This window comes from Lactobacillus acidophilus, assembly GCF_034298135.1.
GTDB lineage: Bacteria > Bacillota > Bacilli > Lactobacillales > Lactobacillaceae > Lactobacillus > Lactobacillus acidophilus.
The window spans coordinates 1,826,089-1,848,096 of the sequence record NZ_CP139575.1; the positions used below are offsets into that span (position 1 = coordinate 1,826,089).

Here is a 22,008-nt window from a genome sequence, read left to right on the forward strand (position 1 = left end):
GTTTATTCTCCCTTGAATGTGTTGTTCTCAACATCGTGTAAAAACTTAGTTAAAGACGTGAAGAATGCTTTTGGATTATCAGTATTATGACAATGTCCGCCATCCGGAGTTAAAGTTAAGCGTGAATTACTTAGTGTTTGATGCATTCTGCGAGCAGCTGAAAGTGGCATAGTATCGAATTCTCCAAAGGTTAATAAAGTTGGCATCTTCAAACTTGCTAGTTTCTCTCTGAAATCCCATTTGGTAAGCTCACCCACCATAACAAATTCATTATTTCCTTGGAAATAGTTGTAAATCACATTATTGTGAGTATTTACAGGATGAGCTGTACCTGTGGGATGTCTTGTTAAAAAGAGGGAATAAAGATGAGCAACTAATTGCTGATACATAGGGTCAGTAAAGTTCTCAGCTTTTTCACATTCTTTCATGTAATCAACTTGTTCAGGTGAAAAAGTTTCTTCACGTTCATGATTAATATTTTCTGTATATTCATCTAAGTTATCAATCATTGACATTAGAACTAGGCCCTTTAGGTGTTTGCCATATTTGTAAGCATATTCTTGAGCAAGAAGTCCACCCCATGAATGTCCCAACAAGTAAAAGTTATCTAAGCCTAACTTTTGTCTTACTTCTTCGACTTCGTCGACATATCGAGGGATAGAAAGTAATGATTTATTTTCTTTTTTAGTAAAATCAGGTTGATCAGAATAGTAAGATCCTAATTGATCATATGAATAAACTTCAACGCCTTGCCCTTTTAAGCCATCTTTAAAATTATCAAAAGTTTCATGTGTTCCGCCAGGGCCACCATGTAAGCAAAGCAGTTTAATAGGTCCTTCATTGACTTTTCGTGTAAATAGGTGATAACCATTATCTAAAGTTACTAATCTTGTTTGATCCATTGCCAATTCTCCTTAAAAATTAATAACTTAACTTTGATAATAAAAAAAACGCCCTACCAGATCAATTTGATCTAATAGGGCGTTTAAAACGCGGTACCACCTATTTTTGTTAAAAGTTTTTCAACATTTAACCCTCTGCACGTGCGGCCAATCTATTTGTGATTAGCGATACGTCGCCGCTGTATAGGGCGGACCCTGAGAATGCTAATTATCGCACTCTCGGCTCAAAGGTGATTTTCGCGTAAGACTTAATTATCTTCTTTCACCAAGCGAAGACTCTCTGAAAATCTTATCTTAAGTTACTTTCCTTATCAAAGCTAAAATATTATTTATGTTGTAAGTTATAATACTGAAGCATTAATTAATTGTCAATACTTTTTTTAATTATTTTTAATCAAGCATATAAATCTTTGCAGTGAAATTCCAAAAAACAAGCAGCTATTAACTGCTTGCTTAGATGAAGGTATTTTATTAATGAAATTATTTTACGTTTAAAACCACGTAGTAAATAATGAACACCACGAACAGAATCCACATCATTGGTGTGATTTCCTTGAAACGCTTAGCTGCGATCATTGAAACTGGGTAAACGATAAGGCCCCAGCCTAAACCGTCTGAAATTGAGTAAGTAAGAGGCATTCCGATTGCAATGAGGAAACAAGGAATGGCAATTTCGAGATTAGTCCAGTGTACGTGAGCCAAGTTTTCAGCCATTAAAACTCCGACGATGATTAAGGCAGGTGCAGTTACTTGAGTAGTAAAGACGCTCAAGATTGGGCTGAAGATAGTAGAAATTAGGAAGAAAATACCAACCCAAACTGCGGTTAAACCAGTTCTACCACCAACTGCGATACCAGAACTTGATTCAACGAAGGCGCCGACAGGTGAGGTACCAAGTACTGAACCAACAAGCATACCTGATGAGTCGGCAGCTAAAGCTTCACCGGCGCGTGGCATCTTGTTGTCCTTCATTAAACCGGCCTGTTGAACTAAACCAATTAAAGTACCAGTTGTATCAAAGAAAGTTACTAATAAGAAGGTAAAGACAACAACCCACATTTGAACAGTGTTGATGTCACTAATATGAAAAACTGCTTGACCAAAAGTTGGAGCAATACTTGGAATTGAAGAAACAATACCCTTAGGCATTGGAATTTGACCAATGGCTACTCCAAAGACGGCAGCTACGATCATACCGATAAAGATAGCACCAGGAATTCGTGCAATCATTAAGAAGATGGTAACGATCAAACCGAAGATAGTGATCCAGACTGTAGGATTATTAAGACTACCGATAGTGACTAAAGTTGAATCGCTATTTTGAATTAACTTACCACCTTGAAGTCCGATGAAAGCGATGAATAAACCAATGCCAGCAGAAATTGCGTATTTAATATCGGCAGGGATAGCATCTATGATCATCTCACGAACTTTAAAAACAGTTAGTAAAATGAAAAGGATGGATGCAACTAAAACAGCGGCTAAGGCTGTTTGCCATTTAACGTGCATACCAAGACAAACTGTGTAAGTGAAGAATGCATTCAAACCTAATGTTGGGGCTGAAGCGATTGGATAGTTAGCAATGAGTCCCATAACAATACAGGTAAAGGCTGCGGATAATGCTGTAACAGTAAACAACGCACCTTTATCCATCCCACTTGCACCTAAAACGTTGGGATTAACAAAAAGGATGTATGACATACTTACAAAAGTAGTCAAACCGGCCAATAATTCGGTCTTAAAGGAAGTATTGTTCTCCTTTAAATGAAAGAAATTGCTAATTGCGTTCATTTTGTCCTCCAAAAATTGTATAAAGTGAACATTCAATTAAAATTATACTTTTATTGTTAATAATTTCAATAGGAAAAGTTAAAATATTTGCTTTTTGAAGTTTTTTAGAGAATATTTAGCTTATTATTGACTTTTACGTCACGTAAACCCGTATATTTAAATTGTGAGGTGAGAAAGTAATGTCAGAGAAATACACAATCGGAGAATTAGCTAAAAAGTTGAATATAACAACCAGGACCATTCGATACTACGATCAAAAAGGTTTGGTTAGACCAAATAGTATTGGTGAAAATGGTTATCGCTTTTACACTGTAGAACAAGTCAAACAATTAAAATTAGTTATCTTTTTAAAAGAATTAGGCTTTTCGTTAAAGGATATTCAAAAAATACTTGAAGACGAAAATGGTGATAAGTTAATTGAACTTTTACTTAAAGATCAATTGAAGAGAAATAAGGAAGAAACAAAAAACTAGAAAAACAAAATAAGAAAATTATCCAGCTACAAAAAATTCTGAGTAAACCTAATAATATTGCTGAAATTACTGACATTACGAAGATTATGAACAATGAAATTAGATATAAAGAATTAACACGTTCAATGTGGAAGTTAGCAGCAGTAGAAATTGCTGTTGAGCTAATTGGTATGACAATTGCAGCGTACTTTTTGATCAATAAAATGAACATGGTGGCATATATTTCAGTGATAGTTTTGGTAGCGTTTTTGATTGCAATGTCTGTTGTGTTATTGAAAAAGTACTATCAAAAAGTGGCATACATTTGTCCAAATTGTGATTACAAATTTGTCCCAGAGTTTAAGAAATTTATGTTTGCAGCACATACGCCACATACCAGAAGGTTGCGTTGCCCAAATTGTCATCAAAAATCATATTGCTTAGAAACTATACACTAGTATTTCTTGGGTAATATGCAAAATTATAAAGAATATAAGAAAATATTGTTTTCATTGAACTTCTACACCGTGGATATTACGTTTCTGTTGGATTGAATGCTAAAAAAAGAGATTGTTTTTTGTTAAAAAATAGGAGAAAGTGTAAGCAAAAAGGGCTAAGTTGAAATTCGAACTGTACTGAGACGTAAAAATTAGACAAATATTTGTTCTAGCTGACTAAGGCTTGATCTCGATATTCAATCGGGGTTAAGCCTTTTAGTCTGCTCTTTATCCTTTCGTTGTTATAGTATTTGATATATTCTTCGATTGCTTGTGTTAATTCTTCAAGATTGTGATACTTGTACTCCTGATCATAGAACATTTCTGTTTTGAGCAGGCCAAAGAAGTTTTCCATTAGACCATCATCCATGGAATTACCTTTACGAGACATGCTTTGCGTGATGCCATGAAGCTTTAAGGCTCGCTGATAAACTCTGCTCTGATATTGACAGCCCTGATCTGTGTGAAAAATACAGGCATTAAGTGCCTTATGCTTGGCAAAAGCCTTATTGAGCATGGACATAACTAAATTCATATCCGGATGACGTGAGATTGAATAAGAAACTATATCACCACCACAGCCGTCAAGAATTGGCGATAAGTAAAGTTTCTGACCATTTAAGTGAAATTCAGTGATGTCTGTATACCACTTCATATTTGGTCGTATGGCAAAGAAGCCTCGATGAATCAGATTTGGAGCTATCTTACCAATCGTACCTTTATAACTGGAATACTTACGCTTGTTGCGTCTTCGACCTTTGAGCTTAAGTTTGTGCATCCAGTATCGAACTGCTCGATCTGTAACGGCATAGCCTTCTTTTCGCAATTGCATAGCTACACGACGATAGCCATAACGTCTTTGATGATAATCGAAGATTTCTTTCATTCTGGATAAGAAACCTGGTTTCTTTCTCTTAGGCTTATCTTTAGGCTTGATAATGTTGTAGTAAGTACTGCGAGCTATTAAAGGCAGATCTTTATTTTGAGCCAAGACTGTAAATATATAGTCCAAGCTAACCTTGAATTCTTGCCTTAGTTCAGTGACTGCCTGAGCTATTTCTTGTGATGTTTCTGATCCAAGGCGTTTAGTTTTTTTACGTAGGCATTGACGATACGCAATTTCAAGTTTTCTTCTTTGAGTTGCTGGATCTGCTTCTCTAAATCTTTGCGCGATGTTTGGGATTGCTTCTTCTGACTCATGAACGGAATGCCGTCCTTTCTTCTTGATAACGACATTATACCCATTTTTCTTATATTCGCGAATCCAATTATACAAGATACCGTTGCTTCTTAGTCCCAGATCTAAAGACAACTGATTAATTGAATTATTACCAGTTAATGATCTAACAATGGCTTTTTCCTTAAATTCTTTGGTAAACAATTCCTTAGATTTATCATAGATTTCGATCCCATGACGATCTATTAAATTAACCATATATTGTAGGGTAGAACGATTTAATTTTATTTCAGAAGCGATTACAGATAAGGATTTATTTCCATTTCTCCAATCATTATAAATTTTAAGTCTTTGTTTTTTGTTTAATTTGGACATAGTAAAAGCCGTAAAAGTGTCTAACTTTTACGGCCCACTTCAAACTTAGTCCTTTTTTAATATTCTTTTTAGTTAAAAGTTCAGTACCCACAAGAAGATGATGAATACAACGAATAATACCCACATCATCGGGCTAACTTCTTTACCACGTTTAGCTGCAAGCATGCAGATTGGGTAAGTAATCATCCCCCATGACAAACCATCAGAAATTGAGTAGGTAAGCGGCATCCCCAAAATAATCAGGAATGCAGGAACCGCAATTTCCAATTTATTCCAGTGAATGTGAGCAGTATTTTGTGCCATCAAGACACCAACGATAATCAAAGCTGGTGCAGTAACTTGACTGGTGAATACACCCAAAAGTGGACTGAAGATCATTGAGATCAAGAAGAAGATTGCTACAAAGACGGCAGTCAAACCAGTTCTACCACCAACGGCAATACCAGCACTTGATTCAACGTATGCACCAACTGGTGAGGTACCCAAAATTGAACCAACGGCCATCGCACTTGAGTCGGCAGCCAATGCCTTACCAACACGTGGCATCTTATTATTTTTCATAAAGCCGGCTTGTTGGGCAAGTCCGATCAAAGTACCAGCAGTATCAAAGAAAGTAACAAGCAAGAATGTTAATACAACAACCCACATTTGAACAGAATTAATATCCTTAACATGGAAGATAGCTTGACCAAAAGTAGGTGCCAAACTTGGAGCTGTTGAGATAACCTTGTGTGGCAATGAAATTTGACCAGTACAAATACCAAAGACGGCTGCCAAAACCATACCAATAAAGATGGCACCAGGAACGCCTAAAATCATCAAGATAACAGTCACAAGCAAACCAAAGATGGTGATCCAAACAAGTGGATCGTGAAGTGAGCCTAAGCCAACCAAAGTTGATTTATTTGCGACGATTAATTTACCGTTTTGTAATCCTAAAAAGGCAATAAATAAACCAATACCTGATGAAATAGCAAACTTCAAGTCAGCTGGAATTGAATCAATAATCTTTTCACGTAACTTAAATAAAGTGATTAAAATGAAAATAATTGATGCAACGAATACGCTGGCTAAAGCTGTTTGCCAAGAAACGTGCATTCCCACACAAACAGTGTAAGCAAAAAAGGCATTGATACCCAGTGCTGGTGCCTCACCAATCGGGTAATTAGCAACGATACCCATAATGGCAGTACCAAGAGCACTGGCTAAGGCGGTTGCAGTAAATACAGCACCGGTGTTCATGCCGCTAGCACCTAAAACGCTAGGGTTAACAAATAAAATGTAAGACATACTAATAAAAGTAGTCAAACCAGCAATAAATTCAACTTTAACACTAGTATGGTATTTATCTAGTTGAAAATAATTTTTAATAAAATTCATAAATCTCTCTCCAAAGAATTGTTCGTGTTTTTTATTTAAAAAAGCAACTCTTATACTTTATCATTGATGTATAAAATTGTAAACACGAATTATTATCAAATCATGATAGAGCTTCATTATTATTTACTAGATAAAATTCCAGTATTGATTATTGAATTGCTTTAATTCTTAGTTTTTTAGCATTATCCTTAATTACATAAACTAAACAGATTAAGGGTGAAAGAATGTCCGCAAAACTTATTTTTTCAGATATTGATGGCACATTAATTAATGATGAACTAACAGTAACGGCTAAAACACGCGATGCAATTAGACAACAAATTATCAATGGTAATGTCTTTATACCAACCTCAGCTCGCCTACCTAAGGGAATTATGACAGCTGTAGGACAGATTCTTACAGTCTTTCCTATGATTGCCTATAATGGTGCATTAGCCCTAGATGAAACTGGTAGAGCGTTAATCACACGCTTTTTCGATGCAAAAGAAGCTGCTGAAATTTGTCGCTATGTTGAAGAACAGAATAATGGTTCAGCTTGGAATATCTACAGTGGTTACGTGTGGTATAGCTCAACAGAAGATAGTAATTTAGTTAAAAAGGAAGAAACTATTGTTGGCGTAAACTCTACTAAGGTTAATATTGATCAAATTACTAGCTTACAAGGCGTACATAAGGGCTTAATTATGGGAAAGTCTGAAGAAATCGATCGTATGCAAAAAGAACTTTCAGTCAAATATAGTGATCTTGATTTTGTAAAATCTTCGCCAACTTTATTAGAAGTTGTTTTAAAGGGCGTAAGCAAGAAGAGTGCGATTGAACTTGTAGCTCAAGAATACGGAGTAGAATTAAAAGACTGCATTGCTTTTGGCGATAACTTTAATGATGAGGCTATGCTAAAAGCGGTAGGTCATCCGTTCTTAATGGAAAATGCTCCAGAAAATTTAAAAAATCAATTCGAATCTAAAAATATTACTTTGGATAATAATCATGATGGAATTGCTGAAGTTTTACAGAAAATAAAATAGAGTATGTAAAAATGCTAGGATATTAAAATCCTAGCATTTTTGATTATTGCCTGGGAAATTAGGCTTCAATTTGAATATCGGTTGATTTATCCCAGTCCATTGGCAACTTGCCAACTTCTTTTAGTTTATCAACGATTTGATCAAGTACAATTTCGCGATCTGCTTCAGAAGACATGAAATCATATTTATCACCATCGATTACCATCTTTGGTGAATAATCATATTTTTCGTACCAAGGTTTATAGTACCGAAGTAATCTCTTATAGTAATCCTCTAAAGTTGAATCGTAACTCAATTGTTCATATGGACGGCCACGTTTTTTAATTCGTTTGATCATCGTGTCATAAGAAACGTTGATGTGAACAAGTAAGTCGGGATTTTTCTTAGGCATTCTGTCTAATTCACCCATCATGTTGTGCAAAAGTTCATAGTATGTATCTACTTCTTCAGAAGTTGCACGCCCAATGTCTGCATTCATTTGGAAGAAAAGGGCATCTTCATAGATAGAACGATCTAAAACGTTGTTATCTTGAGTCAATGCGTTTTTAATACTGTGAAAGCGTGTATTCAAGAAATATACTTGCAATAAAAATGCGTATTTTTTAGGATCTGCATAAAAAAGTGGCAATACTGGGTTATCATCAACACTTTCATAAAAAGGCTTGGTTCCTAAATATTTGGATAATATACCTGTTAAACTGGATTTACCGGCTCCAATTGGCCCGCTTAAAACAATAACTGTCATCACGTTCCTTCTTTATCATTTATGTCTATAAGTTGCCAATTTCGCGCAACTTTTCGTCGATTTCTTTTAATACCTCTTTTTGGGCATTCATGTTGGTAACAAAATCAAGCTTGTCACCGTTGATCATGATCTTAGGAGAAGCATTGTAATTTTCATACCATGGTTCATAGTACTTTAAGAGTCTGGCATAGTAATCTTTTAAACTAGGATCAGTGCTGATTTGTTCAAATGATCTACCACGCTTCTTAATTCTCTTAAGCATAGTATCGAGTGAAACATGAATGTAGATAAGTAAATCTGGTTTTTTACTTGGGTTACCAGGGGTGTCTTCCATCATGTTTTCAAGTAAATCATTATAGATCTTGAATTCTGTTGGATCAGCCACGCTACTATCGGCATTCATCTTGAAAAATAGTGCATCTTCATAAATAGAACGGTCAGATACGCTATTTTTTTCTTGAATGGCTTGATTGATTTGTGCCAAACGATGATTGAGTAGGTATGTATTAAGTAAGAAGGTGTAACGTTTCATATCCTTGTAATATAAAGGTAAAACTGGGTTACTGTCGACACCTTCATAAAATGCTTGTGTACCCAAATGTTCAGCTAAAATACTGGTTAAACTGGATTTACCGGCTCCAATTGGCCCACTTAAAACAATAACTTGAATCACATTCTTTCTACCATATATAGGGTTGCTTTAATAGTTTAGTCAATATCTGGTAGTGGCGCAAGGCTTTTTTTAATTAGCTAAAAGTTGAAAATGTCAATATGTTAGAAAGAAAAAACGGATAGGATTGAAAAAGGCTAGGCAAAAATTTGCCTAGCCTTTTTTCTGTAAATTATTGTTTTTAGTTCTTATATTTATCGTCAAGCTCTTGAGCTGCATATGTATCAACGATGACAGTTACGTCTGGGTGTTTTTGTAAGATGGATGCAGGAACTTCTTCAGTGATAGGTCCTTCGATCATTTCTTTAATGGCCTTAGCTTTCTTTTCACCGAATGCCATTAAAACAATTTTCTTTGAATCCATGATATTAGCAGTACCCATACAAATTGCGCTCTTTGGAACTTCATCTTCATTATCGAAAAAGCGTGCGTTAGCCTTAATAGTGTTTTCAGTTAATTTAACTTCGTGAGTGCCAATATCGAATGGAGTACCAGGTTCATTAAAGGCAATATGACCGTTTTGGCCGATACCTAATAATTGAATATCAATAGGATTGTCTTTAATTATTTGATCGTATTCCTTGCAGTATGCTGGAACATCCTTAGTCATGCCGTCAGGGATATAGGTTTTCTTGAATGTTTTTTTATCAAATAAGTGTTTTTGCATGAAGTAATGGTAACTTTGAGGATTATCAGGTGTTAAGCCGACATATTCATCAAGATTGATACTGGTAAGGTCATCGCAGTTAAGATCACTTTTTACCCAATTCTGGTAAAGAATTTCTGGAGTAGAACCAGTAGCTAGGCCTAAGACCTTAGCTCCATTCTTGATTCCTTTTTCAAAAATTTCAAATGCTTTAGCGCTGCCTTGAATTTTGTTTTCAGTAACAATAACTTTCATAATTAAATCCTCCTCGTTTAATGGTCTAGTCCATTATAAAATGGAATAGACCATTTTGTCAAATGGTAAAAGAAAGATTTCCAATATGGTAGAATTTGAAGTGAAGGAAGTGAACAAGGATGGATTTTGAAAAGATATCGGGTTTAGGTATAGGTACCTGGGCCATTGGCGAAGATCCAGCTAAAAGAAAAGATGAAATTGCCGCAATTCGCTATGGATTAGATAATGGATTAAATATTATTGATACTGCTGAAATGTATGGTGATGGTAAAAGTGAAGAATTAGTGGGAGAGGCAATTAAAGGCTATGATCGAAATAAATTATTTTTAATTTCAAAATTCTATCCCTTTCATGCAACACCAGAATTAGAACGTAAGAGTCTTGAAGCTAGTTTAAAAAGATTAGGCACAGACTATTTAGATTTGTACCTGTTACATTGGCGCGGTAGTCACCGCCTCTCTGACACTATTCGTGGTCTGCAAAAATTACAAAAAGAAGGTTTGATTCGTTATTGGGGTGTATCTAATTTTGATACTGCCGATATGAAAGAACTGTTTAGTGTACCGGGTGGAACAGAATGTTTTGCCAATGAAGACTTATATAATTTAAATGAGCGTGGGACTGAATTTGATCTGCAAGATTGGCAAAAGGAAAAACAAGTAAACTTTATTGGCTATTCACCATATAATTCAGGAAAGGGAAATACTATTCGTATTACCCGTAATTTGAAAATGGTAGCGCGTAATCATGGTGTTACACCGCATCAGGTTATGCTTGCTTGGACAATGCGCAATGGTAATGTTTTAACTATTCCAAAGTCTAGTAACATAAAGCATATGAAGGAAAATATTGAAGCACAAAAGATTAAGTTAACAGATGATGATCTACGTTTAATTAATAGTGATTTTCCAATTCCAACTGAAAAATCACCATTATCAGTTATCTAATAACAATATATAGTATTTACTTAGTAAATATTCACTACATGTTGTGGATAACTCTGTGCATATGTGTAAAAACAGGCTGTTTCATGTGAAACAGCCTGTTTTTAGTTTATTTAGATTTGATATAATTGATCCCATCAGCTGCAGGAGCAACAGATTTTCCTAAGAAGAGAACTAAAACGATAATTGTAAGAACATAAGGAGCAATCTGCATGTAAACAGCTGGAATATTTGAAATAATTGGTAGTTGATTTCCGATAATACTTAAACTTTGGGCAAAGCCAAAAAATACAGATGAAAGCATAGCACCAATTGGATTCCATTTACCAAAGATTACAGCTGCTAAGGCCATAAACCCTTGACCAACGATAGTTGAAATAGAGAAGTTACCTGAGATAGCTTCTGCAAAAATAGCACCGCCAAGGCCACCCATGAAACCAGAAGTTAAAACACCGATGTAACGCATTTTGTAAACGTTGATACCCATTGTATCTGCTGCTTGAGGATTTTCACCACAAGAGCGAAGACGTAAACCAAGACGAGTTTTGTATAAAAGCCACCACATAAAAATAGCTAATAAAATAGCGATCCAAGCGGGAGCTGAAGTGTTTTTGAAGAAAATCGGCCCTATTACAGGAATACTACTTAAACCGGGAAAACTAAAGTATCCAAAGTTAGCAGTAATATTTTCGGTTTGACCCTTATCATAGATAGCTTTGATTAAAAATACGCCAAGAGGGGGTGCCATAATGTTTAATACAGTACCTGAAATAATATGGTCAGCGTGGAAATTAATAGTTGCGACAGCATGAAGAATTGAAAAGATCAATCCAGCAATCCCACCTACTAAAGCAGCAATCCAAGGGGTTAAACTACCTAATGATGAGGCAAATGATAGGTTGAATACGATAGCTGCAAAGGCACCGATAGTCATAATTCCTTCAAGGCCAATGTTAACGATCCCAGAATTTTCACTATAAACGCCACCTAAGGAAGTAAGAATAAGTGGTGCAGAATAAACCAATGTTGATGAAACAATTAAGGCCATTATGGTAATGAAATTCATTTAGTCAACGCTCCCTTCAATTACTTTTTTACCAGGACCATCAACGCCATTGTTTGGTCCTTTTTCTTTACGAGTAGGGATGTAGTATTTACTTTTATTTTTCTTAGTTTTAAAAATCAAACCAGTGACATAGTTAATAGCGATAAAGAAAATAATTGCTGCAATTACGATAGAAACAATTTCGTAAGGGATTCCCGCAATAGTCTGCATTCCGAGACCACCAATTTTTAAAACCGAGAATAAAATAGCAGCAAGTAAAATTCCTAAGGCAGTTCCGCCACCTAGAAGTGCAACTGAAAGTCCATCCCAGCCGATATCTACACTACTTGTTTGAGTAAAATAATTTTGATAAGTTCCAAGACCTTGTGCGACACCGCCAAGACCTGAAAATGCACCAGAGATCAACATAGAAACAATAATGTTTTTCTTAGATGACATACCTGCATAACGACTGGCAAAGGGATTAAGACCAACGGCCTTGATTTCAAAACCTGCGGTAGTTTTCTTCATAAAGTACCAGTAAAGAATTAATCCAATCAGGGCTAAAAAGATACCGCCATTAATTCTTGAATCACCAAACATTGATGACAACCAGCCAATTTTTAAACTACCATTTACTGGAATTGTTTTTGTGGTATCTGTTCCTGTTCGTAAACTTGCTGGCATTATTTGTTGCATTAAATATTGACATACATATAGCACAATATAGTTAAGCATAATAGTAGAAATAACTTCGTTAGTACCAAATTGAGCACGTAAGTATCCAGCAATTCCAGCTATTATAGCTCCAGCAAGTGCACCGCTGATAATGGCGAAAGGTAATAAGATGTAGCTAGGTAAGTGAGAAAAAGCAAGAGCAATCCAAACTGAAGTAAGCCAACCGGCTTGAGCTTGTCCCGGTAAGCCGATATTGAAGAAGCCAGCTTTAGAAGCAACTGCAAAACCCACCGCAATAAAAATTAAGGGTGTTGCACCTCGGATAGTTTCCCCAATTCCGTTCATATTACCTAATGCGCTTGAAAACATTGAGCTATAAGCTTCGATAGGATTGTAGCTCCAAGCTAGCATGATTAGTGCACCAACTAAAAATCCAGCGATAATTGAAATAGCAGGCACTAATATATTTTTCACCTTAGGAGTGACCTTAATCATTTACTGCGCCTTCTTTCTTAGTTCCGGTCATCAAAAGACCAAGTTCTGTGTCATTTGTATCTTCAGGTTTAACTTCACCTGTAATTTGACCATTATGTAAAACTGCAATCCGATCGGACAATTGCATAATTTCGTCAAGCTCATATGAAACAAGTAAGATAGCCTTACCGGCATTTCTTTCAGCTAAAAGTTGTTTATGAATATATTCAATCGCCCCAACATCTAATCCACGTGTTGGCTGAAAAGCAATAATTAAATCGCTGTCTCGATCTAACTCTCTAGCAATAATTGCTTTTTGTTGATTACCACCTGATAGATCACTTGCAGGAAGTTCTGCGCTAGTAGTTCGAATATCATATTTTTTAATCAGTTTTTCGGCATGATCATAAATTGCTTGATGATTAATAATCCCGTGTTTGGAGTATGGCTTTTGATAGTAAGTCTGAAGAACTAAGTTTTCGGCTAAAGGCAAGCTTAAAATTAATCCATATTTTTGGCGGTCGGCAGGGATGTGAGCTACACCGGCTTCGGTAATTTGACGAACTTTTTTGTTAGTCATATTTTTTCCATTAATAAAAACTTTTCCGCTATTAACGTGACGTAGCCCAGTAATAGCTTCAACTAGTTCATCTTGACCGTTGCCATCAATTCCAGCTAAGCCTAAAATTTCCCCACCCCGAATATTTAAAGATAAATTTTTGACAGAATATGCACCATGACTATTTTTAACTTTCAAGTTATCAACTTTGAGCACTTCTTTACCTAGTTTAACAGGCTTTTTAGCAAGTTTCATATTAACGTGATGGCCAACCATTAATTCAGCTAAGCGGTTGTCATCAACTTTATCTACATCAAAAGTGCCGACATCATGGCCCCGCCGAATAATTGTGACTTGATCCGCAACTGCTTTGATTTCACTAAGCTTATGCGTAATTAAAATAATAGATTTTCCTTCTTGAGCTAAATTTTTAATAATTTGAATAAATTCGGTGATTTCTTGGGGAGTTAAAACTGCAGTAGGTTCATCAAAAATAAGAATATCAGCACCACGATAGAGCACTTTGAGTATTTCTACTCTTTGTTGCTGAGCTACCGTAATATTTGCGACTCTTGCATCTGGATCAATTGATAGACCATATTTTTGGGAGAGATTCATAATTTGTTCTCGAGCCTTTTTTATATCAAGAACAATCCCGTTAGTAGGTTCATGACCTAAAATGATATTTTCCAGTACTGTGAATGATTCCATTAACATGAAGTGCTGATGGACCATTCCAATTCCTAGTTCTTTTGCTTTAGTAGGACTATTAATCTCAACTTTTTTACCTTTTACAAAAATTTCTCCTGATGTTGGTTCAAGTAAACCTGATAAAATTCGCATTAGGGTAGATTTACCAGCACCATTTTCCCCAAGTAAAGCTAAAATTTCCCCTTGATGGAGTGTGAGATTAATGTCATCGTTTGCCTTAAAGTCACCAAATTTTTTAACAATATGCTTCATTTCAATGGCATTTGTATTTTTTTGTGTCATTTTTTTGCTTTCTATGAATAAAAACTCTTCACTAAAAAAGTGAAGAGTTCAATTGATACTAAGTTTTTACTTAGAAGGAGCGGTAGCAACTTTGATCTTGCCATCAATAATTTGCGTACGTGCTTTTTGAACTGCTGCCCAAGTCTTAGCGTCTAAATTACCTTTGGTGATGGAAACACCGTTATCTTTTAAGTTGTAAACTAAGTGCTTGCCACCAGGGAATTTACCTTTGTAAGCATCATTGGCAATACTCTTAGTAGCAATATTCAAACCTTTTAATACAGAAGTTAAAGTGAGGTTTTCTTTCTTGCCATCTTTTGAAGTGTAGTTACCAAGATTACTTTGATCAACGTCAACACCGATTACCCAAACCTTTTTTGATGCGGGACGCGCTTGATCGTAGTCCTTAGCTTCTTGGAATACACCATTACCGGCATTACCAGCTGCTTGATAAATAATATCTGCTTTGTTTGCATACATTGATTGAGCAATAGATTTAGCTTTATCTGTTGAAGTAAAGTTACCAATGTATTGAGTTTGAACGGTGATCTTCTTCTTAAGTGCTTTTGCACCGTCTGCAACACCTTGTTTAAAGCCAGCTTCGAATAAATCAATAACTGCGGATTTAGCACCACCAATAAAACCAACTTTGTTAGTCTTGGTAGTGTAAGCTGCTGCTAAACCACCTAAGTATGAAGATTGATTACTTTCAAAAGTAGCAGATGCAACGTTCTTTTGACCAGATACGACACTATCTACGATAACAAAGTTTTTCTTAGGATTTTTTTGTGCTGCCTCTTTAACGGCATCTGCTAATTGGAAACCTACACCAAAGATAGTTTGGTAACCTGCTTTAGCAGCTTGATCAAAGTTAGGTGTGTAGTCAGCTGCACTACTTGATTGGAAATATTGATAACCGCCACGACCTCTTTTTAAATCGTGTTCTTTACCATAAGCCTTAAAACCAGCCCATGCAGCTTGGTTAAATGAATGATCGTCGACACCATTTGCGTCAGTGATTAACGCAACACCATGTTTGGTGTCTTTGTTAGCAGTTTGATTACTCTTTTTACCTGAACATGCTGTAAGAATTAAGCCTACTGATGCTAAAACGATACCGAATGAAAAGACTTTTTTGAACTTTGAGTTCATTTGAAAATGTACCTCCAAAAATATACGAATGATTTAATAAGATGATACATAATAATACGTATCCAGTCAACAAAATACTCCTGAATTGTTTATTTTGAATATAATATTCGTATATTGCTAACATTAAGGCGAGTTTAAAAAACGAACGTTAAGAAATGTATACGCTTAAAAATAAAAAACTGTCTGAGTATATAAATCAGACAGTCGTAATTTTATATTTTGATTTTTCCAGTTAAAATTTTAGTTCGAGCAATTTGTACTTCTTTCCAAGTATTAGGATCAATTTGACCTGGTAAAATTGATATAACATTACTTTTTAATCCATAGACTATGGTTTTTTTGCCAGGAAATGCTTCTTTGTAACTATGAGTGGCAATATCCTCAGTGGCTACGTTGATGCCAGTAATTACTGAAGTTAAAACAAAATTAGCTTCTTGGCCACCTTTGGCGAAATAATTTCCTAAATTAGATTGATTAGTATCAACGCCGATTACCCAAACGCGTTTTTTAGCAGGGCGAGCTTGGTTAATAAACTTTGCTTCTTGAAAAAGACCATTACCAGCATTGCCGGCTGCATGGAAAATGATATCTACTTTTTTGCCATACATATAGGCAGCAATACTTTTAGCCTTGCTGGTGTCTGTAAAATTACCAATATTTTGATTATAGACGATAATTTTTTTATGCATTTTTTTAGCTTGATCTTTTACACCTTGATTGAAGCCATACTTAAACGAATTGATGACAGCGTTATTCGCGCCACCAATAAAACCAACTTTTCCAGTTTTAGTTGTATTAGCAGCTGCAACACCAGCTAAATAAGCACCTTCGCTTTTTTTAAATTGCACTGAGGCAATGTTTTTATAGCCCTTGATAGTGTCATCTATGATAACAAAATTTTTTTGTGGATTACTTTTTGCAGCGGAAAGAATAGCTTTTTTGGATTTGTTGCCTATAGCAAAAATGGTCTGATATTTTTGGCGTAGAGCTTTATTAATGCCATTTTTTAAATTAGTTTGATTTTTAACCTGAAAATATTGATAACCATCTTTACCCCTGGTTAATTTATATTCTTTTCCATAATCTTCTAGTCCCCTCCAAGCAGATTGGTTAAATGATTGATCATTAACATTCCCATCTGTAACTAAGGCTACTGATTTAGAAGCATTGCCATCTGTATCATTTGAAGTAGAACATGCAGTTAAGGTACACATTGTTAATAGAACTACTAAAAATATTTTTTTGAAATTTATACTAAAACTTTTTTCTAACATGTATTTATTGTACAAGAACTAAAACATTTTTACTGAAAAAAATATGTAATCATGGTTTAATTTATAAATGATTAAAGATGAATTGGAGAAATTGAATGAGACGAGAAGAAACTAAGCGGCTAGCAATTACCGCTGTATTTGCTGCACTATTGATTATTCAAACCTTTGTACCTAATGTAGGCTATATTAGAATTATTCCAGCACTTCCTGCTATCACTACTATTCCAATTACAATTGCAGTGTATGGCACGTTAATGGGACCTAAAGCAGGATTTTTATTTGGCCTTTTCTGGGGAATTACTAGATTATTTGTTGCTTATACCCAACCAGGAGACATTGTTAGTTTAATGCTATTCCAAAATCCAGTAATTTCGCTTGTACCAAGTATTTTAGCTGGATATTTCCCAGGAATTATTGGTAAATATTTTGATAATAGTAAGTATGCAAAACTAGGTTATATTTTGAGTGGCGCTGCAACTTCGTTGACAAATACGATTATGGTTATTGGATTAACTAGTTTATTCTTCATGCATGATCCAGCAAAGTTGGTGCAACATTTGGGAAATTACAATTCTAGTACGCCATTAATTTTGATTTTGATTACGGCATTAGGTTTTAATGGTTTGCTTGAAGCAATCTTTACAGCAATTGTAACGCCGATTATTGTAACACCATTGAAATTAGTAATGAAGAGACGTTAAATTATCTAAAAAAACATTGCCCGTGGGCAATGTTTTTTTTATTCGCTTCGTAATGCAATTGCGGCATCTTTTTTGGCTGCCATTCTTGCAGGAATGTGTCCACCCAACAAGGTAAGAACTGTTGAGATAATAATTAAAATTAATGCAGCTTTTGGATCAAGTTGTGCTACATTAGCTAAATCTGTGAGATTGTAAATGACACTATTGATTGGGAATGTTAACAAGTATGCAATAAAAATACCAAGTACGCCGGAGAAGACACCTAAGATAAATGTTTCTGCGTCAAATACGCGTGTAATATCTTTCTTACGAGCACCTAGTGCTTTTAAGACACCGATTTCTTTAGTTCTTTCAAGAACTGAAGTATAAGTCAAAATACCAATCATAATCATCGAAGTAATCAACGAAATGGCAGCGAAGGTAACTAAGATAGTGGTAATACCATTAAGAAGTCCACCGGTCATCGTTGTAACGGCGCTAGACATATCGGTATAAACAATCTTGTCAGCTTTCTTTTTGCCTTTGTTCCAGTTGTCTAAGTAATCGAGTACCTTGTCTTTATCATCAAAATTATTAGGATAAATCATGATTCCTGTTGGAATGCTTGAACCACCTAATGTTTGCATAGTGGTTTTCTTTTCAATACTATTTAACTTTTGATTAGTTAAAACGCTACGATTACTCTTTTGTTGGGCTTTGACAATTGCCGAATTCTTGTTATTATTGATAACTTGTTGTGAAAGGCGATCGCTATATGCGATGCCAGTTGATAGAAGAGCCATCGAATCTTCATTTTTAGGTCTAATGACACCAACTAATTTTAATTTTGTTTTAGCGTTGTTGTACATGGAATTATTCACATTTCTTGGAACGAACATTCCATTTGGTAATTCTTGGTAGTACTCATTGTTAGAAACGAGTCTAAAGTTTTTACCAACTAATTTATCAAATTTAATCTGTTCTTTATTAGAAATATCAAAGCCCAGATTCTTCAATGAATTAATATTAACGGTATTTTTATTATCAGCTACTAAAACTAAATCTGTGGCTTTGGTAGGCCAGGCACCAGATAACAGCTGGTAATTTTGCTTTAAAAATGAACCTTTATTTTTGTTCAAAGTCGTTGGAAAAACGGATGAACCAATTCCCATTGAGCTCATTGCTTGAGCACGTGCTTGTAAAACAGATGAACCTTGATTAGGATCCGCATTTGAAAATTGAACGCGTTCAGTTTTGCCATTTACTTTAGAAAGTAAGTTTAAGTTAACTGCGCGTTGGTAAGAAATATTATTAGCGTAACTAGGATTGATCTTTTTAACGTAATCGACATATTTTTGTGTAATTTTATTAGTATGTTGAGTTTGTTGACTTTGATCATTTTGTGCAATTATATAGCCACGATTCTTGACATTTTTGTCAGAATCATTCCGCTCATTCATTGAAGTCATATCTGTAGCAGTTTGAGTAATTGAGATCGGATATTTCGCTAAAGCTTTACTCATGGTGGTGTTAATTTGTTTTTGGAAACCATTGGAAATCGCTAACACTATTGCGATAGAGATAATACCGATACTTGAAGCGAAAGCTGTTAAAATTGTTCTACCTTTTTTGGTCATAATATTGGTAAAGCTAAGTTTGATAGCATTCCAATATGACATCTTAGTCCGCTTCAAGTGGAAGGTATCTTTTTCTTCTTTTGGTTCAAATGGTTTAGAGTCGTGGCGAATCTTTCCATCTTGGAAGTTAACAATTCTTGTAGCATATTTTTCAGCTAACTCAGGATTGTGGGTAACCATAATTACTAAACGATCTTTAGAGATCTTTTTGATTAATTCCATGATTTGAACTGAAGTCTCAGTATCAAGCGCTCCAGTTGGCTCGTCACAGAGCAAGATATCTGGATCATTTGCAATTGCACGGGCGATTGCTACACGTTGCATTTGACCGCCTGATAATTGGTTAGGCCGCTTATTAAGATGTTCTTTTAAACCGACTTCAGTTAAAGCTTTAACAGCTTTTTCATGGCGTTCTTTTTTAGGAACACCAGAAAGGTTCATACCTAATTCCACATTGGCGATAATTGAGAGGTGGGGAATCAGATTGTAATTTTGAAAAATAAAACCTACGGTATTGTTACGATAGGCATCCCAATCGATTTCTTTGAAATTTTTGGTTGACTTACCATTAATAATCAAATCACCTTTATCGTAGCGATCAAGTCCACCGATAACATTTAACATAGTTGTTTTCCCAGATCCACTAGGACCTAAGATTGCAACGAATTCTTGATCACGAAAGGATATACTAACATCATCTAGGGCATGAGTAATATTATCGCCCACTTTATATGACTTAAAAATATGTTTTAGTTGTAGCATTTCGTCCTCTTTTCTAATTTAAATTACGTTGAATTTAACGATACCTGCTGCAGCTAAAATAGCTTGCAAGATAAAGAATAAAACTATTACTCCCATGATAACGAAATGGCGGCGTTTATGCATGACAAATACACCAGCAAATTCACGAATAATTGCGTTAGGTAAATAATAGAGTCTAGTAAAAGCACCGACGCCATTAGCTTTTAGGCCCACTTCTTTAGCTAAAAGCGCAGCTCTAAAAATATGGTAGTTGTTGCTAAAAAATGTTGCTTTAAAATTGGGACCCCCAAAGTCGTTAGTAGCTAGTTGCTTAGAAAAAAGCATATTTTGGTAAGTATTTTTAGATTGATCTTCAATTAAAATATGATCTGGTGAAACTCCACGGTGTTGTGCAAATTTGGCCATAGCTAAAGCCTCAGGTACTTTTTCATCAGGACCTTGTCCACCGGACATGATAATAATAGGACGTTTTCTACCTTTTTGATATTGGCGATTAGAGAACTGGATTGCTCGATTGATTCGTGCAGCTAGTAACTTAGAAACTTGATCACCATTAATTAGTCCTGCACCTAAAACAATTAGGTAGTCTTGTTTGTAATGGCGAGGATAAATTTGATATAAGAGCAAATTTACTAAAAAGTTGTATAAAACTAATCCTAGATAAATAGCAATAGCAGGAATAGAAGCGAGTAGGGCACTTAACCAATGAGGCAAATAGCGTCCCGGCCCTAAGATGAAGATAACGCTAAAGATTAACGCAATAAAACCAGAAAATAAGGTCAATAGATTAGGTAAAGTGTGACTCTCATATTTCCAGACAAAATAGGCATTCCAAAAAAGAAATAGCCAGGCAAAAACTAGTATTAGAATAATACCGAAGAAAACGATCAGTAATAGTAGATTATATGCTCGTTGTAATCCTCGGCTGGTGCTCTTATTGATCATAACGGTGATCCAAGCGAATACTGAAATAAAAAAGATTGTAAATAAAACCCCATTAATTAAGCGCCGCGGCTCAATTAACCAAGAAATTAAAAATATGAAAAACATCAGAAGCATAAAAACTGAAATGTAAAAAAATTCGCCGCGTCTTCCTAAAAAGGCGATGATCTCCTGTATCATAATATCCTCCCTTATGCCTTTTTCAGCTATTTCCATTATAATAGAAACAATACATAAAAGTTAAAGAATCAAGGTGTAAATGGAAAAATGAGAAAATTTTGGCATTACCTGGGAAATATTGCAGGGATAATTGTCGCATTAATTTTATATAGTAGGCTTGAGATATTCTATTTTGCTCCGCAAAGGATACATTTAGGTAATCTTCGTGTTATAGTAACTGCTTTAGTAACTGTCGCAATTTTATTTGTGATTTTTTATTTATATCGAAGTCAGTTAAGAGAAAGAAATTATTGGGGATTTAATGAGAGTCCTCACTGGGATATGAGAAGAATTGGAATAGCTGCGATTGGTTTTGTATTAATTACGATCGGCTCAATTGTAATGTTAAATATAGTGGGTGGCGGTGTTTCCGAAAATCAGCAGGCTTTAAATAGAATCCAGCAACAGAATACTGGAATGTTTAAGATTCTGGTAGTATTCATTGCACCGTTTTGCGAAGAAACAATTTTTAGAGGGATGTTTTTCAATATCTTCTTTACTAAACCTACGCGTTTGAATAAGTGGCTGGGAATAGTTACAAGTGGCTTTTTGTTTGGCTACATGCATGATCCGATGTTAAGCAGATTTATTTTTGTATATTGGGTGTTGGGGATAGTCTTAGCCTGGGTATATACGACAACTAAGGACTTGCGCTATTCGATGCTGGTACACATGTGTTATAACGCATTAGGTTTTATTTAGTTGAATGTAAATTAAAACGCCGTTTCCGGCGT

The 22,008-nt window shown here is 35.3% G+C and carries 20 protein-coding genes and 1 other annotated feature; of the genes, 6 read left to right on the top strand and 14 right to left on the bottom strand.

The features are described from left to right. Positions 1-2: 2 nt before the first annotated feature. Both SO785_RS08820 and SO785_RS08825 read right to left on the bottom strand, forming a co-directional pair. Positions 3-902, bottom strand: coding sequence for a proline iminopeptidase-family hydrolase (locus SO785_RS08820; protein ID WP_003549454.1), 900 nt, complete (start codon positions 900-902; stop codon positions 3-5). Positions 903-974: 72 nt separating this feature from the next. Continuing rightward, positions 975-1,226 (bottom strand) — a binding site (T-box leader). Between the two features lie 156 nt (positions 1,227-1,382). Continuing rightward, complete coding sequence (locus SO785_RS08825; protein WP_021721243.1) at positions 1,383-2,693, bottom strand: NCS2 family permease; 1,311 nt, start codon at positions 2,691-2,693, stop codon at positions 1,383-1,385. A 179-nt stretch (positions 2,694-2,872) separates the two neighbouring features. Between SO785_RS08825 and SO785_RS08830 the strand changes: the two genes are divergently transcribed. Next, complete coding sequence (locus tag SO785_RS08830) at positions 2,873-3,166, top strand: MerR family transcriptional regulator (protein WP_021873992.1); 294 nt, start codon at positions 2,873-2,875, stop codon at positions 3,164-3,166. 86 nt (positions 3,167-3,252) lie between these two features. Continuing rightward, a complete protein-coding gene (locus tag SO785_RS08835; RefSeq protein WP_021873991.1) occupies positions 3,253-3,603 on the top strand; it encodes a Protein of unknown function in 351 nt (116 codons plus the stop codon). Between the two features lie 208 nt (positions 3,604-3,811). Here the strand turns inward: SO785_RS08835 and SO785_RS08840 are convergent, their stop codons facing one another. Together SO785_RS08840 and SO785_RS08845 are read right to left on the bottom strand one after the other, a co-directional pair. After that, on the bottom strand, positions 3,812-5,194 hold the full coding sequence (locus tag SO785_RS08840) for an IS3 family transposase (protein WP_003550148.1): 1,383 nt from the start codon (positions 5,192-5,194) through the stop codon (positions 3,812-3,814). A gap of 72 nt (positions 5,195-5,266) precedes the next feature. Then, positions 5,267-6,574, bottom strand: coding sequence for an NCS2 family permease (locus SO785_RS08845; RefSeq protein ID WP_003549459.1), 1,308 nt, complete (start codon positions 6,572-6,574; stop codon positions 5,267-5,269). 224 nt (positions 6,575-6,798) lie between these two features. On the opposite strand from SO785_RS08845, the gene SO785_RS08850 reads away from it, so the two are divergent. Then, positions 6,799-7,599, top strand: coding sequence for a Cof-type HAD-IIB family hydrolase (locus SO785_RS08850; RefSeq protein ID WP_003549462.1), 801 nt, complete (start codon positions 6,799-6,801; stop codon positions 7,597-7,599). A 58-nt stretch (positions 7,600-7,657) separates the two neighbouring features. On the opposite strand, the gene SO785_RS08855 is transcribed toward SO785_RS08850, so the two are convergent. From SO785_RS08855 to nagB, 3 genes are all read right to left on the bottom strand, one after another. After that, positions 7,658-8,344, bottom strand: coding sequence for a deoxynucleoside kinase (locus tag SO785_RS08855; RefSeq protein WP_003549464.1), 687 nt, complete (start codon positions 8,342-8,344; stop codon positions 7,658-7,660). Positions 8,345-8,369: 25 nt separating this feature from the next. Further along, on the bottom strand, positions 8,370-9,017 hold the full coding sequence (locus SO785_RS08860) for a deoxynucleoside kinase (protein ID WP_003549467.1): 648 nt from the start codon (positions 9,015-9,017) through the stop codon (positions 8,370-8,372). 178 nt (positions 9,018-9,195) lie between these two features. After that, positions 9,196-9,915, bottom strand: coding sequence for a glucosamine-6-phosphate deaminase (gene nagB, locus SO785_RS08865; RefSeq protein WP_003549469.1), 720 nt, complete (start codon positions 9,913-9,915; stop codon positions 9,196-9,198). A 119-nt stretch (positions 9,916-10,034) separates the two neighbouring features. Between nagB and SO785_RS08870 the strand changes: the two genes are divergently transcribed. Further along, a complete protein-coding gene (locus tag SO785_RS08870) occupies positions 10,035-10,862 on the top strand; it encodes an aldo/keto reductase (RefSeq protein ID WP_003549471.1) in 828 nt (275 codons plus the stop codon). A 106-nt stretch (positions 10,863-10,968) separates the two neighbouring features. Here the strand turns inward: SO785_RS08870 and SO785_RS08875 are convergent, their stop codons facing one another. The 5 genes from SO785_RS08875 to SO785_RS08895 form a co-directional block, all read right to left on the bottom strand. Beyond that, positions 10,969-11,925, bottom strand: coding sequence for an ABC transporter permease (locus tag SO785_RS08875; protein WP_003549473.1), 957 nt, complete (start codon positions 11,923-11,925; stop codon positions 10,969-10,971). Continuing rightward, positions 11,926-13,077: an ABC transporter permease gene (locus tag SO785_RS08880; RefSeq protein WP_003549477.1), complete on the bottom strand. Its 1,152-nt coding sequence runs from the start codon at positions 13,075-13,077 to the stop codon at positions 11,926-11,928. Then, positions 13,070-14,608, bottom strand: coding sequence for an ABC transporter ATP-binding protein (locus tag SO785_RS08885; RefSeq protein WP_003549479.1), 1,539 nt, complete (start codon positions 14,606-14,608; stop codon positions 13,070-13,072). Before SO785_RS08885 ends, SO785_RS08880 begins: the two co-directional genes overlap by 8 nt. 66 nt (positions 14,609-14,674) lie before the next feature. After that, the gene (locus SO785_RS08890; RefSeq protein WP_003549489.1) at positions 14,675-15,760 is read right to left on the bottom strand and encodes a BMP family lipoprotein; all 1,086 of its coding nucleotides are present in this window, start codon (positions 15,758-15,760) and stop codon (positions 14,675-14,677) included. A gap of 212 nt (positions 15,761-15,972) precedes the next feature. Beyond that, positions 15,973-17,034, bottom strand: a complete 1,062-nt coding sequence (locus SO785_RS08895) for a BMP family lipoprotein (RefSeq protein WP_011254628.1) — start codon at positions 17,032-17,034, stop codon at positions 15,973-15,975. A gap of 95 nt (positions 17,035-17,129) precedes the next feature. On the opposite strand from SO785_RS08895, the gene SO785_RS08900 reads away from it, so the two are divergent. Beyond that, positions 17,130-17,735: an ECF transporter S component gene (locus SO785_RS08900; RefSeq protein WP_011254627.1), complete on the top strand. Its 606-nt coding sequence runs from the start codon at positions 17,130-17,132 to the stop codon at positions 17,733-17,735. 38 nt (positions 17,736-17,773) lie between these two features. Here the strand turns inward: SO785_RS08900 and SO785_RS08905 are convergent, their stop codons facing one another. Then, the gene (locus tag SO785_RS08905) at positions 17,774-20,113 is read right to left on the bottom strand and encodes an ABC transporter ATP-binding protein/permease (RefSeq protein ID WP_011254626.1); all 2,340 of its coding nucleotides are present in this window, start codon (positions 20,111-20,113) and stop codon (positions 17,774-17,776) included. A gap of 18 nt (positions 20,114-20,131) precedes the next feature. Beyond that, a complete protein-coding gene (locus SO785_RS08910) occupies positions 20,132-21,235 on the bottom strand; it encodes a YdcF family protein (protein ID WP_011254625.1) in 1,104 nt (367 codons plus the stop codon). Between the two features lie 87 nt (positions 21,236-21,322). On the opposite strand from SO785_RS08910, the gene SO785_RS08915 reads away from it, so the two are divergent. Next, the gene (locus tag SO785_RS08915) at positions 21,323-21,976 is read left to right on the top strand and encodes a CPBP family intramembrane glutamic endopeptidase (protein WP_003549496.1); all 654 of its coding nucleotides are present in this window, start codon (positions 21,323-21,325) and stop codon (positions 21,974-21,976) included. The last annotated feature ends 32 nt before the right edge of the window (positions 21,977-22,008 follow it).